This window comes from Myroides marinus (assembly GCF_900109075.1).
In the GTDB taxonomy this organism is placed as follows: domain Bacteria; phylum Bacteroidota; class Bacteroidia; order Flavobacteriales; family Flavobacteriaceae; genus Flavobacterium; species Flavobacterium marinum_A.
This window is the reverse complement of record NZ_FNYS01000002.1, coordinates 1-13,808: the sequence shown is the minus strand read 5'-3', so window position 1 is coordinate 13,808 and position 13,808 is coordinate 1. Positions and strand designations below refer to the sequence as shown.

Below are 13,808 nucleotides of genomic sequence, written 5' to 3'. Positions count from 1 at the left end.
TTTTGGCTAGTTGTTTTGACTTCTTGAAGAGCATAAACGTGCCAATAAGCATTGATAACAATGACTTTTGTGTAGAACGTTTAATGCTTCATACCCCGAAAACATCAAAACTTATTTTAGAATGGCAGGTATTCTGACTTACTCCTAACGAATATCCTTCCCATCAATATGACAGTGGATAACTAGATTCGTTATTGTTTTATGAGCTTACAGCAGCGGGTCTGTTTAGGATTCACACCTAATTCCCTCTTCGTATCAATATGATAACCAGTCTGGTTACAAATATATAAAAAAAGGTTAATGGAAAGTATTTATTCTATTAACGGTAATTTATTATAGAATCTTTAAAAATTATAGTAAAACGGAAGGTGAGATTGATAAGTTTTCAATGCTTGTTTGTTCATTTCTACTTCTAAATTTGGATAAACTCTCATTCCTCTTTTGCCCTCTTTTAGGTTAGAAGAGATTATTTGAAGTTCTACTAATACTGATTTTGGGTAAACAAAACAACCACTACCAGTACCAATTACGAAGTAGTCAAAGTTATCATCAATGTGGTAAGGAGTTGTGATATTATCCTCATTACGTTTCCATATAGCTACGAACAAACCTATTTTCTTAGGAGTAACTTTCGCCTCTCTAAATACAATTTTAGCACTACCAAGGGCGAAAGTACATGCATAGTACTCATTCTTCTCTATACTCCATGTGATATCAGTGATTGCTGTAAGCTCATCATTTTTAAGAGCTTTATTTAGTAGCGGTATATAATTATGAGGTATCATAACGAGAATTATTTTAGTAAAAAGAACAATACATTAACTCGATGTAAAAGTACATATATTGAATAGTACTAAACAAATATCTGTTCAGTTTACCAATTCTTAAAGCATCTATAAGGCCAAATAAAAAGTCCTCCATGAGTTGGAGGACTTCATACGAACGCTATAAATAACTATTCTTTAATTTTTTTATATACAAAAGTTTCTGTGATTACACTATCATCTACAGTCTTCTTGCTAGATGTCGGATAATTGTCACTATTGTATTCATATTGGATATTACCTTCTTCTCTAAGCCCTAATTTATATGTGCTGATGTTATTTACAGGAGCATAGTAGTATATGATGTCAGTTGCCATAGTTCTGTTTAGATCTAGCTGTATATTGATAGGTATATTTCTAAACGGGTTTTTATAACTATCATAAGTATAAGACTCTGATACATTAGGATTGTTGTTAGTAGACACACCAGCTAGATTACCTTCATTATCATATCTAAAATGAGTTTTTCGTTGTACAGAACTAGACGGCGTCAAAGCTTCATTTATCTGTTTTTTCTCATTGTGTAAGAATGTTACCTCATAACTATCAGTTTTGTTTGAGAGCTTAGTCATCTGTTGTTTGTGGTCGTATTCAAACACTAATACTGTACTTTTTCTATCTTGATCATTTACTTTTTGTACACTGACTAACTGCTTATTATTGTTGTAAGTGTAATTATAAGTCGTAGTACTAACCTTTTTAGAGGTATTGCCTTCTAGAGACTCATATTTAAGAATGTGCTTCTCTACTTTGTTGTCCTTATCATATGTAAAGTTGGCAGTGTAGATATTCATACCGTTTTTAAAAGTCTCTTTAACTACATAGGAACTCAAAACAGTTCTTTCTTTAATTTTTTCGGTGGTAGGTGTACTAGAATCTGAACTACAACTTATTGTGGTGAAAGCTGCTAAAGTCCATAATAGAATAGGTATAACTTTTTTCATAATGTATATGGTTGTTAATTATGCAAAAATAACACAAATATTTATTGTAATTGAATTTATATGTGGTTATTATGTGTTATTTTATCATTAATGTCTTTTATTGTTTATTTTTTTGATAAAAGTAATGTATTGTTTAAAAATGATAATAAATACAAGAGAGAGACTGTTTATTTTATATGTCTATATAGTTGATAATCTGTTTTTAAAGCAAATTTTTTTAGTAAAAGGTATTGTATAATTTATTTAAATATTCTACGTTTGTAGAACAGCATCTACAAATAACTTATCTATGAGACATATATCAGTATTAATTGCACTAATTTTAATTACTTTATTTTCCTCGTGTAAGGTCAATCAAAAAGTAAATGGAGAGAAGGTAGGTAAGTGGGTATATAAGACTACTATTAACGAGAAGACAGATATACATAAAGGAAGATATAAGAAAGACGGTTTTCAGAAGGGAACTTGGAGGTATAAGTATGATGGCAAGTTGTATAAGAAAGAAGAGTTTAAAGATTCAACAGCTGTTGTAACGTATTATCACCCTAATCGCAAGGTTGCTTCTATAGGCAATATTATATTTGTTAAAGAGAAGAAAGGATTACATTATTACTACGTAGGATCTTGGTTTATATATAATCCTAAAGGAACCCTAATCGAAGTAAAGCATTATTCAAAAGGAGTATTAGAACATCACACAATAGTTAGACAATGATAAAACTACCACAGACAGAAGAACAATTAATGGAATACATCTGGGAGATGCAACAAGCATTTACTAAAGATCTAATGGATAAGTACCCAGAACCAAAACCCGCACAGACTACTCTAGCTACCTTGTTAAAGCGATTGACAGATAAGAAATTCATTAGTTATAAGTTATATGGTAATTCTAGAGAATACTATCCTTTAGTACAAAAAGAAGACTACTTCGAGAAGCATATTAATAATATCGTAGAGAACTTCTTTGATAATTCCGCTTTGCGTTTTGCCTCTTTTTTTACTCGAAAGAGTAAGATGAGTAAGAAGGAACTAGAGGAACTAAAAAAAATAGTGGACGAACAGCTCAAAAAACAATAAACTATGCTACTATACCTAACCAAACTAACACTCATTCTAGCAGTAGCTTTGACCACCTATAAGCTGTTGCTAGAAGATACTATGGCACATCGTTTTAAGAGATATTATCTATTAGCATCACTTGTTTTGGCTATTGTATTCCCTGTTTTTACTATTTCGACTACAGTCAAGATCAACTCTATTAATCAGACTTTAGTTGAGCTTAGTGAAGTTGTTATAAAACCTCATACAGAGATAAAGTCATCATCATTCGACTGGAGTATTGTGCTCATCACGATTTATAGCATTGGTATATTGATTACTCTAATTCGTTTGATTAGCGAAGTATATAAGATTGAGAGATTAAAGAGCAGAGGAACAGTTATAGAGTTTGAAGAGATGAAAATAGTACTGCTAACACATCTAAGCAATGCCTTTTCTTTCAGACAACACATTTATCTGCCTATAACAGAAGAGTTGACTCTATCTAATAAAATCCTTATTCACGAGAGAGCTCACGTAGAACAACGCCATACATTAGACATCTTATTTATCGAGATATTAAAGGTTGTCTTTTGGTTTCATCCCTTGTTTTATTATTACAAGACCTGTATCGCCCTTAATCATGAATTCTTAGCAGATAGTAAAAGTATTGCATCTAAAGAGGAAGCAAATGCATATTTAGAGTTATTATTAAATCAAACCTATAAGCAGAGTGAGTTAAACATTACTAGCTCCTTTAATTTTAACCTGACTAAGAAGCGCTTTGTGATGATCACTAAAGAGAATAAACCAGTTTATAATATTAGTGCAGCTCTTTTGTCAAGTACTTTGTTTGTAGCTATAGGAGTATCGACTATTAATACACAGGCAGCTACACTATCAGTTACTACAGATAAGAGCGAAGTATATGTAGCTACAGATATACATGCTAGATATGAAGGAGGTATGTCACAGTTTACACAAGATTTCATTAGTCGCTTCGAGTTACCAAAATCAGCAGTTTTGGATAATCAATCGATGGTTATTGTACAGTTTACTGTTCAGACAGATGGTTCTTTAGACAACATTCAGGTATTAAGAGACCCTTTAGAAGTAGGGGCACAAGTAATCTCTATCTTAGAAACTTTACCTAAGTGGACTCCTGCAAAGCATAAAGGAGAAGTAGTGGCTTCTACATTTACGTTACCTATCAAATTTAAAACAGCTAACCATGATACACCTTAATATTGGCCAATATCAAAGGCTAAAAAATAGTGTTATAACGCTACTTTTTTTATTTATTGGAATTAATAAGACAATCGCTCAAGAAGGTGTTTTCTCAGATTACAACAACTTTCTTGTGATTAGACCTGTTGAACTACTTGATAAGACCACTATACTCACACAGGATATCAAATCTGTAGATACTAGTCTAAAAGGAGCTGAGTATATAAACAAACAACCCTTGTTTTGGAACTATCTCTTAGTTAATTATACAGAGCCAGAACATTATAAGTCATTAGAACATATTAATGATACTGTAGCACTACAGCAAGCTTATATTCCATTAGTAACTATAGATGCGAGCTTTGCCCCTTTAGTGACTGATTATGTTGATAAAGTAGTTGTAAAGACTGTAGTTAGAGATACCGTTTCTATGAATGAAATAGTAAATATAGCAGTTAAGTTTTTTAGTATTACTAGGATTACGGAGAAGGGCGAGTATGTAGGGAAGATATGTGTTGGAGTAAATGATATCAAAAATACAGAGACTAAACGCAAACCCTATATAGAAGCATTTACTTTTAACGCTATCTGGAAGAATCGTAATAATAAACAGTATAATTTACACCCATATTTTATCGATGCTATAACTAAGATTTATGCACTTAATTTAGGAGTTAATAATGAAGATAGACTTCTGCGTGCACAGGGAGCGCTTTTTATACAGATGCTCCAGTCTGATCAACTTATTAAATTACTAGAAGATGAGTACAATTCAGATAAAGATATTCTCCCGTTTATATTAAAACCTAGATCATCATAAACTATTACAGCCTAATAAGGCTGTTTTTTTATACCTACATGAATTGATAATTTGTACTTTTAACCCATATTATACAGAGATTCTTTAAGTTCAATAAGAGGACAATGTATAACTTAGGTTTAACCAAAATAGGAACGTATGAATACAAGATTTTTTACTCTCGTAGCACTATTATTAGTCGCATCCATCAGCTATGCACAGGACAAAACAGTTATACCTAAACACACTCTTAAGCCAGCTACTGTATGTGCTAGGAGCAATATAGACACACTAGAGTTCACCCATAATAAAGAGTTTCGACCAGCACAGTGTAGGATAGAAGCACATCAGTTATCAGTTGCACTAACTAAGCACTTTTACCAAGCTTTTCCCGAAAGAGCACTAAAGGATGATATCAATGTAGTTTTTGAATTACAGATAGAAGCAGATGGTACAGTATCTAGTGTGAGTATACTTCGCAGTCAGTTGAAGTCAGAGGAGAATGATAAGTTAAGAGAGCTTGTATCTACAGTTACATCTGATAATTGGATACCAGCTAGTTATAAAGGGAATAAGATAAGTTCATCACATACATTACCTGTTATTTTATTAGTTAAGGTCAATGATATTTAATGTCAATGTTTAATGATATTTTTTTTAGTGAATTATAAGTAATAATTTGGAATTCTTATTATAAAAAACACACTACAAATGCCTATCACAACTAGAACTAAACTATTAATATCTGCTTTAACGCTATCTTCTTTTCTTCTTGGAGAAGTAGAGGTTGTGGCTAAAGAAAGTACTAATAATATTGAGCAACAACAAGCTGTAAATAAAACACCTGCTAAGTACCCTGGGCACTTTATGAATGACTTTGTCAAAGGGTTTTATAAACAGTTTAAAAACACAAATTCTGAAGAATCAGAACTTACTTTCACCATTAACTTTACTGTTACAGATTCTGGAGTTATAGAGAATATTACTATGCCAGGTATTAGTGATCCTAATATCATAGATGAGAGTACTACTCTAGTTAAGTCGTTAAAGAAATGGAGGCCTGCTACAGAAGAGGGTAAGGCTGTAGCTGCTCGTTATTCAGTTCCTTTTTATATCAATCTATCAGATGTTAAGTCAGGCAATGCTAAGCCTGTTTATTATGCTAAGAAAGAAGATAGTCTTTTTCAACAAGCATCTTATCCATCAGGAGTACAAGGTTTCTGGAAAGAGTTTTATCAAAAACACGGACCTATGGATACTGCTAATTTCCTTGGTGATAGAGTGAAGTTTGCTATTACTGTAACTATTGAAAAAGATGGTACATTAACTAATCCGGAGATAAAAGGGATAGAATCTAAAAAGCATCAAGAAGCATTTGTTAAAGACTTTATGGATGTTATAAGTAGACTAAAAAATTGGTATCCTGCTATGTATGATGGTAAGCCTGTAAGAAGTAAAATTACTATTCCATTCGTATTTAAGGTTAGCGTATTAGAAGAAGGATAATATAAAAAGGGAGCTATGCTCTCTTTTTTTGTATCTTAAACCAATGAAAAAAGAAAGTAAATGAAAACTGTATTATTAAGATCATTCGTTGCTCTACTGTTCTTCACATTAGGAGCACAAAGTACCTTTGCACAAAAGAGAAGTAAGAAAGCTAAAAAAGAACAAGTAACTACTGTTCAGAAGAAAGATACTGTAGCTATTTATGCTGGAGATTTTAAGGAAGACTTCTTAAGAGTATTCTTTAAGGAGAGCGGTAAGATAGTTTATAGTGGTACAGAGTTTAAGTTTGTTCTTAGTCTAATACTTACTGATACAGGAGTAGTAGAGGATGTGATAGTCTTAGGAGTTGATAATACCAATGTAAAAGAGAGAATGAAAACTATCGCTAAGAATCTGGGTAAGTGGACACCTGAAGTAAAAGCAGGACAAGATATAAGATCACAAGTGACTGTTCCATTTGCTATTAAGGAGAGCGAGTTTATTATGAATCCAGCAGAGTTAGATAGGCTATTAGCAGAAAGTAAAGAAAGGAGTAAAGAATCTGTTTATTCTAATGTTGATACTAAAGCGACCTATCCAGATGGGATGAGTGTTTTTGTACAGCAGTTTGTAGAACTCTTTACGCCTCCTATTTTTGAAGGAGATAAGCTTAGGTTTGCTATTACTTTTATAGTAGAGAAAGATGGTACAGTTACAGATATAAAGTTGTATGGTATATCTAGTCCTAATCAAGCAGAACTTTTAAAAGAAATAACAAAGGCCTTTGTTAGTATGAAGAAGTGGATACCTGCTATTAAAGATGGTAAGCCAGTGCGAAGTCAGTTTACACTTCCTCTGACATTACAGAATGCATCAACTGAGTAAAATAAAAAAACCTCACTATAGTATTTATAGTGAGGTTTTTTTATAAAGTTATCTCATATAAGACGTGTTCTAATAGAGGGTGATCAGCAGGTACTAGAGGGTGATTGAAGTTTTTGACATACGTCATACCTATTTTCTGCATCACGTTAGCCGAACGCAGATTGCTTGTTGTTGTGAAGGAGTAAATCTTATCTAGTCCCAATGTTTCTTTTCCAAATGCTAGACAAGCTGTAGCAGCCTCAGTCGCATATCCTTTACCCCAAAACTGTGGTAACATACGCCATCCTATTTCTACTCCAGGAGCGAAGTCCACATCGAAGGTAATGTCTAATAATCCAACAAAACCGATAAAGCTACCACTGCTTTTTTCTTCTACAGCGAAGAACCCATATCCATTTTGATCTATTTTATTCTTAATACGGTTATAAGCTTCAGTTGACTCTTCAGGAGTTAGTTTCTTTAAGAAGAACTCCATTACCTGCTCATCTTGATTCATCGCTATAAAGGCAGTTAAGTCACTGTCTTTATATTGGCGTATGATTAGTCTATCTGTCTCTATAAATGTTTTCATGAAAGTGTTTAAAGTACAAAAATATAAAAAATGAATAACTTAGTTTAATAAGCAAAGGTCAGGTACAATAAAAAAGGATATATGTTGTATTTGTTGTTGTTTTTTAGTTAATATTGTTTTAAATATTGTTTGTATTATTTCTTTTTAACTTTTTATCATGAGTAAGTGTTTTTTGTTTGTTTTGATTATTATATCTTTTGTTGGATGTAAAAGGGAGAAGGATTCTTTTGAAAATATTGAAGAAGTATATACTCCTAGTGTTATTAAAGTGGAGGGCGTTGAAGATGAAATAATTTTTGAAGAAGAGTCATATAGTTTAAAGGCTTTTTTTAATGTTTATCCCGAGCCTATTGGATTTATTCATTTGGATGATATCACTGTAGTTTCAAAGGTAAGCAGTGATACTCTAAATATTAGTTATCAATATCCTACGACGCTCTATAGAGATTTAGTATATGCAAAAAAAATAGATGATCATGAAGTGTATTATCATGATAGTGTTATTTTGGCAGCTTCTTTTTTAAAAGAAGTAGTGAGGTTACAGTATTTATTAGATGCTGTACCTCTTGTTGTGCGTGAAGAATCTTCTTATTATATAAGAAATACTAATAAGCAAGTTAATAATAAGGTTATTCCTATCAAAGCAGATAAAAGAAAGTATGATTTAGAATCTTATTACTTTCCAGAACATGATAAATTGGTAGATATAAAAGGAGCAGTTGCATTTATAAGGCTTTTTGAACGCTTTATTCAGTATAGAAATAGCAAAGAAATTGATTGGTATGCTTTTTTTAGTAATAACAAAAAACTTTTTTATTCAATACTTCCTGATGAACGTTTCGAAGAGGTTTATTTTAGTCTTAGAAGATTAGAATATAGTTATGAAGAACTTTCTAATAATAGTGAAGTAGTATCAGAATTATATTATTCTCTGATGGTTGATGAGTATAGTATGTTGTATCCAACATACAAAGATTTAAATATTGTGAACCCACAGAATGTCTTTAATGATGATACTATGATCCCATTGAAGATAGGAGGTAGAGCTCTGAGAAAACCTAAAGAGATTGTTAAGGAGTCTCTAGATTTAGAATTTATGAATTGTCATGTTAATGACTATGATTATTTTTTAAAACGAAGTCATCCTGAGTGGTATTATACTTTTTGGATACGTAGAGCAATAGAGGGGCATGATAATGAAATTTATAGAATAATACTTGAAATAATTAGTGATTACGAGACTGATGAACTAAAAGCTTTGTGGAATAAAAAATTAAATGAAATAACTAATTAATACCTTCTATTTCCTCTTTAAGTTTTTTTGTTAGGCTGTTGTACACCAATTCGTATGAGTGATCTATCAGATCCTTCAGTAGAGCCCATTGTACCCCACCACCTAATTGCACAGAGTTCCAGTGTTTTTTGCTCATGTGATACCCTGGAGTTATTTCATTGTAGTCAGCGCGCAACTCTTCTGCACGCTCAGGATCACACTTTAGATTGATGAAGCAGTTACCCTGTTCCCACTTCGTAAGGTTGAGTAGTAAGTATATCTTTCCACCCACTTTAAAAGTTAGTGTCTCCTCGTCAAAAGGGAAATCCTCTACTGTACCTTTTTTGTTCAGACAGTAGTCATATATTACATGTACATCCATTGTTATAGTGGTTTTTTAGCTAGGTTAATTAACTCTTTTCGCGTTAGCGTATCATATACTAGATCATAAGATAAGTCTATCCATTCTATAAGTTGACTTGGAGAGAATGCACCTCTTAAGTATACGGTATTCCAATGTTTTTTATTCATTGTATATCCATAAGTAATATCCTCGTATTCCTCACGCAACTCTTGTGCAAGTTCCGGAGGGCACTTAAGAATGATATTTCTATTTCCTTCTTCCCAAAAGTGGATAGCTATCATCGCAAATATCTTACCGCCAACCTGAAAGGTCATTAAGTTCTCATCGAATGGGAATCCACTCGTTGCATAAGGCTTAGAAGAACAATACTCGTATAATTCATCTAACTCCATAACCTAAAGTATTTTGTATAACACAGGTTTGCTCGGACTGGCATCATTCACAAAAGAAGCCAACTGTATATTCACGAAATACCAACCGTCCTCTACCTCATTTGGGATATAAACCATCTCTGTGATAGTAGCATCTAATCTAGCATCATTATTTAGATGACGTGTATCTTTTACATTCCAGAACGCCTTATGAGCTAATAGTTTTCCTTCATCTTGCTCTCTATCCACACTAGGTAGATCGATAAGTAAGTGATCTACTCCCTGTTCTTTAAAGAAAGAAGCAGTCTTATCACATAAATAAGGAGGATTAGTATGAGAGTATTTCTGATGTGTTTTAGCTAGCTCATTAGGTAGCGTACGTATAACTACAGCTTTTTGGTTATTCTCTACCCATACATGCTTTACCTGATCTAAAGTGATGACATAATCCCCATTGTCTTGTAGTTGTGGAGCGATAGTGATTAGTTGAGCGAAGAAGAAATATGTCTTCAGGCTATCATTCACACTATAGAAGTCATAAGTGATATGCCCTAAGCACTCCGTATGTGTACCATGAGCATGAGGATTAAATGCGACATTATTAAAGTTAGTCGACGATTGTCCCTCACTTACTTTACCTATCCAGTCATGCATTACTACAGGTGCTATCTCAGGTTTATCTAAATACCATGCGATAGGATTATCTTCTGTATTGACTAGTGGAATAGATATATCTATCGGTTTCATTAGATCGATGTGATAATCTGTTCCTGAATAGGTTATCGTTGCCTTCATTGTTTTATTTCAAATCTAAGTAAAATAAATCAGAAGCTATACCATCACTTAAGAATTTTCCTTTATCCGTTATTGTCAGTATATAACTCTCTTTCTTCATCAGTCTCTCTTCTATAAACGAAGAAGATAATCGAACTAAGTAATCGTAATATACCTCACCGAATTCTCTCTTCACTCGATTTAGGTCAACACCCCAGATCGTTCTAAGTCCAGTCATGATATACTCATTATAACGATCAGTTAAGCTTAGCTCCTCTATTTCTAAAGGAAGTTTATCCTCAGCGATGTCCTTTATGTACAAGCTATTATTAGCGATATTCCAACTTCTGTGTACTCCGTCAAAGCTGTGAGCAGAAGGGCCTATACCTAAATACTTTTTACCTAACCAATAAGCCGAATTGTTTTTTGAGTAATACCCTGGCTTAGCGAAGTTAGACAGTTCGTAGTGTATATATCCATTTGCTCTCAATGTCTCTATTAACAACATAAAATGTTGGTGAGCCACCTCTTCTTCAGGGCTAGGGATAACTCCTTTCTTAATCAATTTATTCAGAGCAGTTCGCTCTTCTACTGTTAGTGCATAACAAGAAATATGTGGAATGCCTAAATCTAAGATGCGTTGTACATTGGATAACCAACGCTCGTTACTCATATTTGGAATACCGTATATCAAGTCTATCGAAATATTGTCAAACAGAGTAGTAGCAATCTCCAGACACTGTATAGCCTCTGTCGAATTATGAGCTCTATTCATCATCTTTAAGTCTGCCTCTTCGAATGATTGAATACCAATGCTCAACCTATTTACTCTAGACTCAGCCAGCTTATGTAGGGTAGCACTGTCTAGATCATCAGGATTAGCCTCTAGTGTAATCTCTGGAGCGTCTATTACCTCAAACAGATCATATACAGACTGAATCATAGCATTAATCTCATCTACCTCTAAGATACTCGGAGTACCTCCACCGAAGTAGATAGTTTCTATAATCTCACCCTCTAATTCATCCTTGCGTAAGAACAGTTCACGTTTAATGCTATCTAGCATATCTTCCTTCTTCTTTAGCGAAGTGGAGAAATGAAAGTCACAGTAGTGACACGCCTGCTTACAGAACGGAATATGTATATATATACCAGCCATTATTTCTTTACTCTATCTTGATTTTGTTTGATGAATGCATCCCATCCGCTATAACTCTTACCGATTACTGTCTTACCACTGTTAAAGTGGTGACATACCGCAGCAGCCAGACCATCAGTACTATCTAGATTCTTAGGTAATTCTTTAAGTCCTGGTAACAATTGCTGAAGCATTTTAGCTACCTGTTCTTTACTCGCATTACCACTACCAGTGATAGCCATCTTTATCTTTTTAGGTTCATACTCCGTAACAGGAATATCACGAGATAATGCAGCTGCCATAGCCACACCTTGAGCACGACCTAACTTTAGCATAGACTGTGGGTTTTTACCTAAGAAAGGTGCCTCGATAGCAATCTCATCAGGGTGAAAAGTCTCTATCAGTTCGATAGTACGGTCAAAGATCAACCTTAGACGAGTATATCGATCCTCATATTTAGCCAATAGCAATTCATTAAGCTGAAGGAACTCCATCTTTTTATTCACCACCTTTATTACTCCAAATCCCATAACGGTAGTACCTGGGTCTATGCCTAATATAATCTTTTCTATTGTCAAAATGTTTATGCTTTAATTAATGGTTTACAGTTAATTGTAAACAAATACCGTTGTCGCAGATTTGTAATCTGTGACTATTATCTATATTGTGTGACACGCATAATAATGTGTTTCTACATTATACTATGGACAACATATCCACATCAGTACGGGCGTAATATATATCCACGATAATTATACGTTGTGGTAGACGTAAAGTATTACGTCTCTACATTATACTGCGGATAACATATTGTTAGTTAACGTCAACCGTTAGCCGTTAGCCGTTAACCGTCAACCGTCAACCGTCAACCGTCAACAAAGTTAAGAGTTCTTGATTTAAAGTACACCTTAGTTATTGCGAATCGTTATCGCATATTTACAATCCGAGTACATGAATATATTAACTAACTCTATAGTAATTAGTAATTAAAAATTAGCAATTAATTATTTACTTTGCACCGATGAAGATTCTATCAGACAAAACTAAGCAATATCTCGTACTTCTAATTAAAATATTAGTTGTAAGTGCCGCTTTTTACTATATATATAATCAGCTTTCTAACGATGAGACCTTAGACTTTCATATTCTTAGTGAAGTAGTTAGCAAGCCAGAGAACTACCTAGCCATCTTTGCACTGATGTGTCTGACCTTCTCTAACCGTTTCGTCGAAATACTTAAATGGCAAAACCTATCTTCCTTAATTAAACCCGTATCTGTAGGACAAGCTGCAAAGCAAGTACTAAGTGCACTAACACTTGGGATATTCACCCCAAATGGAATAGGGGAGTACGCAGGTAAAGCGCTTTATTTTGAAAAGAAAGACGCCCCTCGTGTTATCTTCTTGAATATGGTGTGTAATGGAGTACAAGTCATCTATGCTATCGTGTTTGGACTAATCGGACTGAGTATCTTAAACCAGTTTCACGAGATTATCCCGAATACTTACTTATACATCGTTTATGGGATTATAGCAGTAGTGTTTACGTTATTATTTTCAATAAGAAACTTCGCTATCAAAGGCTATTCCATACAGACTATAGTCAATCTGCTGAATGAAATACCAAAGAAGAAACACCGTAAGAACCTATTTTTAGCACTGCTTAGATATGCCTCATTTACACATCAATACGTGATATTATACTACCTATTCGGAGTAGATATCCCTTATTTTGAACTACTATGTGCCGTATCAGCGATCTATCTAATGGCTTCTTCGTTACCCAACTTTCAGTTCTTAGAGTTTGCTGTTAAAGGAAGTATAGCGATGTTTATTTTCACAGCTCTAGATGTTAATCAATGGGTAGTCGCGTTAGTAGCAACACTTATTTGGTTACTAAATATCGTATTGCCAATCAGTATTGGAAGTTACTTCGTATTGACATTTAAAGTGAAAAGAAACGAGGAATAATTGTCAATTGTCAATGAGGAATGAGGAATGAAGAATGAGGAATGAGGAATGAGGAATTGAGCTATTTTATTCTAATGTTGTTTGAGGTAAAGTATAATGTTCGCTGCGCAAAGTCTCCCGACTTTGAGCTATTTTATTCTAAT

Annotated in this window: 17 protein-coding genes and 1 riboswitch; of the genes, 9 read left to right on the top strand and 8 right to left on the bottom strand. The window is 33.6% G+C overall.

Going from position 1 to position 13,808, the window contains the following annotated elements; genetic code table 11:
- Positions 1 to 106: 106 nt before the first annotated feature.
- Positions 107 to 287: riboswitch (cobalamin riboswitch) on the bottom strand.
- A gap of 57 nt (positions 288 to 344) precedes the next feature.
- On the bottom strand, positions 345 to 785 hold the full coding sequence (locus tag BMX53_RS02405) for a MepB family protein (protein WP_074744424.1): 441 nt from the start codon (positions 783 to 785) through the stop codon (positions 345 to 347).
- 170 nt (positions 786 to 955) lie between these two features.
- The gene (locus BMX53_RS02400) at positions 956 to 1,768 is read right to left on the bottom strand and encodes a hypothetical protein (protein WP_074744423.1); all 813 of its coding nucleotides are present in this window, start codon (positions 1,766 to 1,768) and stop codon (positions 956 to 958) included.
- Between the two features lie 289 nt (positions 1,769 to 2,057).
- On the opposite strand from BMX53_RS02400, the gene BMX53_RS02395 reads away from it, so the two are divergent.
- The 7 genes from BMX53_RS02395 to BMX53_RS19220 all read left to right on the top strand — a co-directional run bounded on the left by BMX53_RS02395 (position 2,058) and on the right by BMX53_RS19220 (position 7,205).
- A complete protein-coding gene (locus tag BMX53_RS02395; protein WP_074744421.1) occupies positions 2,058 to 2,483 on the top strand; it encodes a hypothetical protein in 426 nt (141 codons plus the stop codon).
- Positions 2,480 to 2,848, top strand: coding sequence for a BlaI/MecI/CopY family transcriptional regulator (locus BMX53_RS02390; protein WP_038987221.1), 369 nt, complete (start codon positions 2,480 to 2,482; stop codon positions 2,846 to 2,848). Before BMX53_RS02395 ends, BMX53_RS02390 begins: the two co-directional genes overlap by 4 nt.
- Positions 2,849 to 2,851: 3 nt before the next feature.
- Positions 2,852 to 4,054: a M56 family metallopeptidase gene (locus BMX53_RS02385; protein WP_074744419.1), complete on the top strand. Its 1,203-nt coding sequence runs from the start codon at positions 2,852 to 2,854 to the stop codon at positions 4,052 to 4,054.
- Positions 4,041 to 4,856, top strand: a complete 816-nt coding sequence (locus BMX53_RS02380; protein ID WP_083394378.1) for a hypothetical protein — start codon at positions 4,041 to 4,043, stop codon at positions 4,854 to 4,856. The genes BMX53_RS02385 and BMX53_RS02380 overlap by 14 nt, the downstream gene beginning before the upstream one ends.
- Positions 4,857 to 4,994: 138 nt before the next feature.
- Entirely contained in the window at positions 4,995 to 5,468 is a 474-nt protein-coding gene (locus BMX53_RS02375) for an energy transducer TonB (RefSeq protein ID WP_074744417.1), read from the top strand.
- Positions 5,469 to 5,546: 78 nt separating this feature from the next.
- Positions 5,547 to 6,341: an energy transducer TonB gene (locus BMX53_RS02370; protein WP_074744415.1), complete on the top strand. Its 795-nt coding sequence runs from the start codon at positions 5,547 to 5,549 to the stop codon at positions 6,339 to 6,341.
- A gap of 60 nt (positions 6,342 to 6,401) precedes the next feature.
- Complete coding sequence (locus BMX53_RS19220; RefSeq protein WP_074744413.1) at positions 6,402 to 7,205, top strand: energy transducer TonB; 804 nt, start codon at positions 6,402 to 6,404, stop codon at positions 7,203 to 7,205.
- A 40-nt stretch (positions 7,206 to 7,245) separates the two neighbouring features.
- Here the strand turns inward: BMX53_RS19220 and BMX53_RS02360 are convergent, their stop codons facing one another.
- Positions 7,246 to 7,776: a GNAT family N-acetyltransferase gene (locus BMX53_RS02360; RefSeq protein ID WP_074744411.1), complete on the bottom strand. Its 531-nt coding sequence runs from the start codon at positions 7,774 to 7,776 to the stop codon at positions 7,246 to 7,248.
- Between the two features lie 157 nt (positions 7,777 to 7,933).
- Here BMX53_RS02360 and BMX53_RS02355 point away from each other — a divergent pair, with 157 nt between their 5' ends.
- Positions 7,934 to 9,070, top strand: coding sequence for a hypothetical protein (locus BMX53_RS02355; RefSeq protein WP_074744408.1), 1,137 nt, complete (start codon positions 7,934 to 7,936; stop codon positions 9,068 to 9,070).
- On the opposite strand, the gene BMX53_RS02350 is transcribed toward BMX53_RS02355, so the two are convergent.
- The 5 genes from BMX53_RS02350 to ruvC are packed head-to-tail and all read right to left on the bottom strand — an operon-like array spanning position 9,063 to position 12,274.
- A complete protein-coding gene (locus BMX53_RS02350; RefSeq protein WP_074744407.1) occupies positions 9,063 to 9,431 on the bottom strand; it encodes an MmcQ/YjbR family DNA-binding protein in 369 nt (122 codons plus the stop codon). The genes BMX53_RS02355 and BMX53_RS02350 overlap by 8 nt on opposite strands.
- Before the next feature lie 2 nt (positions 9,432 to 9,433).
- Positions 9,434 to 9,805: an MmcQ/YjbR family DNA-binding protein gene (locus tag BMX53_RS02345; RefSeq protein ID WP_038987228.1), complete on the bottom strand. Its 372-nt coding sequence runs from the start codon at positions 9,803 to 9,805 to the stop codon at positions 9,434 to 9,436.
- Between the two features lie 3 nt (positions 9,806 to 9,808).
- Complete coding sequence (locus BMX53_RS02340) at positions 9,809 to 10,579, bottom strand: cyclase family protein (RefSeq protein ID WP_074744405.1); 771 nt, start codon at positions 10,577 to 10,579, stop codon at positions 9,809 to 9,811.
- Between the two features lie 4 nt (positions 10,580 to 10,583).
- Positions 10,584 to 11,717 (bottom strand): radical SAM family heme chaperone HemW, encoded by a 1,134-nt coding sequence (gene hemW, locus BMX53_RS02335; RefSeq protein WP_074744403.1) that lies wholly within the window; start codon positions 11,715 to 11,717, stop codon positions 10,584 to 10,586.
- Complete coding sequence (ruvC, locus tag BMX53_RS02330) at positions 11,717 to 12,274, bottom strand: crossover junction endodeoxyribonuclease RuvC (protein WP_038987231.1); 558 nt, start codon at positions 12,272 to 12,274, stop codon at positions 11,717 to 11,719. The genes hemW and ruvC overlap by 1 nt, the downstream gene beginning before the upstream one ends.
- 443 nt (positions 12,275 to 12,717) lie before the next feature.
- Between ruvC and BMX53_RS02325 the strand changes: the two genes are divergently transcribed.
- Entirely contained in the window at positions 12,718 to 13,665 is a 948-nt protein-coding gene (locus BMX53_RS02325) for a hypothetical protein (RefSeq protein ID WP_074744401.1), read from the top strand.
- Positions 13,666 to 13,808: the final 143 nt, after the last annotated feature.

Bases quoted from the DNA above. Each gene is read 5' to 3' on its own strand.
- BMX53_RS02405 (WP_074744424.1), bottom strand. From the start codon at position 785: ATGATACCTCATAATTATATACCGCTACTAAATAAAGCTCTTAAAAAT.
- BMX53_RS02400 (WP_074744423.1), bottom strand. From the start codon at position 1,768: ATGAAAAAAGTTATACCTATTCTATTATGGACTTTAGCAGCTTTCACC.
- BMX53_RS02395 (WP_074744421.1), top strand. From the start codon at position 2,058: ATGAGACATATATCAGTATTAATTGCACTAATTTTAATTACTTTATTT.
- BMX53_RS02390 (WP_038987221.1), top strand. From the start codon at position 2,480: ATGATAAAACTACCACAGACAGAAGAACAATTAATGGAATACATCTGG.
- BMX53_RS02385 (WP_074744419.1), top strand. From the start codon at position 2,852: ATGCTACTATACCTAACCAAACTAACACTCATTCTAGCAGTAGCTTTG.
- BMX53_RS02380 (WP_083394378.1), top strand. From the start codon at position 4,041: ATGATACACCTTAATATTGGCCAATATCAAAGGCTAAAAAATAGTGTT.
- BMX53_RS02375 (WP_074744417.1), top strand. From the start codon at position 4,995: ATGAATACAAGATTTTTTACTCTCGTAGCACTATTATTAGTCGCATCC.
- BMX53_RS02370 (WP_074744415.1), top strand. From the start codon at position 5,547: ATGCCTATCACAACTAGAACTAAACTATTAATATCTGCTTTAACGCTA.
- BMX53_RS19220 (WP_074744413.1), top strand. From the start codon at position 6,402: ATGAAAACTGTATTATTAAGATCATTCGTTGCTCTACTGTTCTTCACA.
- BMX53_RS02360 (WP_074744411.1), bottom strand. From the start codon at position 7,776: ATGAAAACATTTATAGAGACAGATAGACTAATCATACGCCAATATAAA.
- BMX53_RS02355 (WP_074744408.1), top strand. From the start codon at position 7,934: ATGAGTAAGTGTTTTTTGTTTGTTTTGATTATTATATCTTTTGTTGGA.
- BMX53_RS02350 (WP_074744407.1), bottom strand. From the start codon at position 9,431: ATGGATGTACATGTAATATATGACTACTGTCTGAACAAAAAAGGTACA.
- BMX53_RS02345 (WP_038987228.1), bottom strand. From the start codon at position 9,805: ATGGAGTTAGATGAATTATACGAGTATTGTTCTTCTAAGCCTTATGCA.
- BMX53_RS02340 (WP_074744405.1), bottom strand. From the start codon at position 10,579: ATGAAGGCAACGATAACCTATTCAGGAACAGATTATCACATCGATCTA.
- hemW (WP_074744403.1), bottom strand. From the start codon at position 11,717: ATGGCTGGTATATATATACATATTCCGTTCTGTAAGCAGGCGTGTCAC.
- BMX53_RS02325 (WP_074744401.1), top strand. From the start codon at position 12,718: ATGAAGATTCTATCAGACAAAACTAAGCAATATCTCGTACTTCTAATT.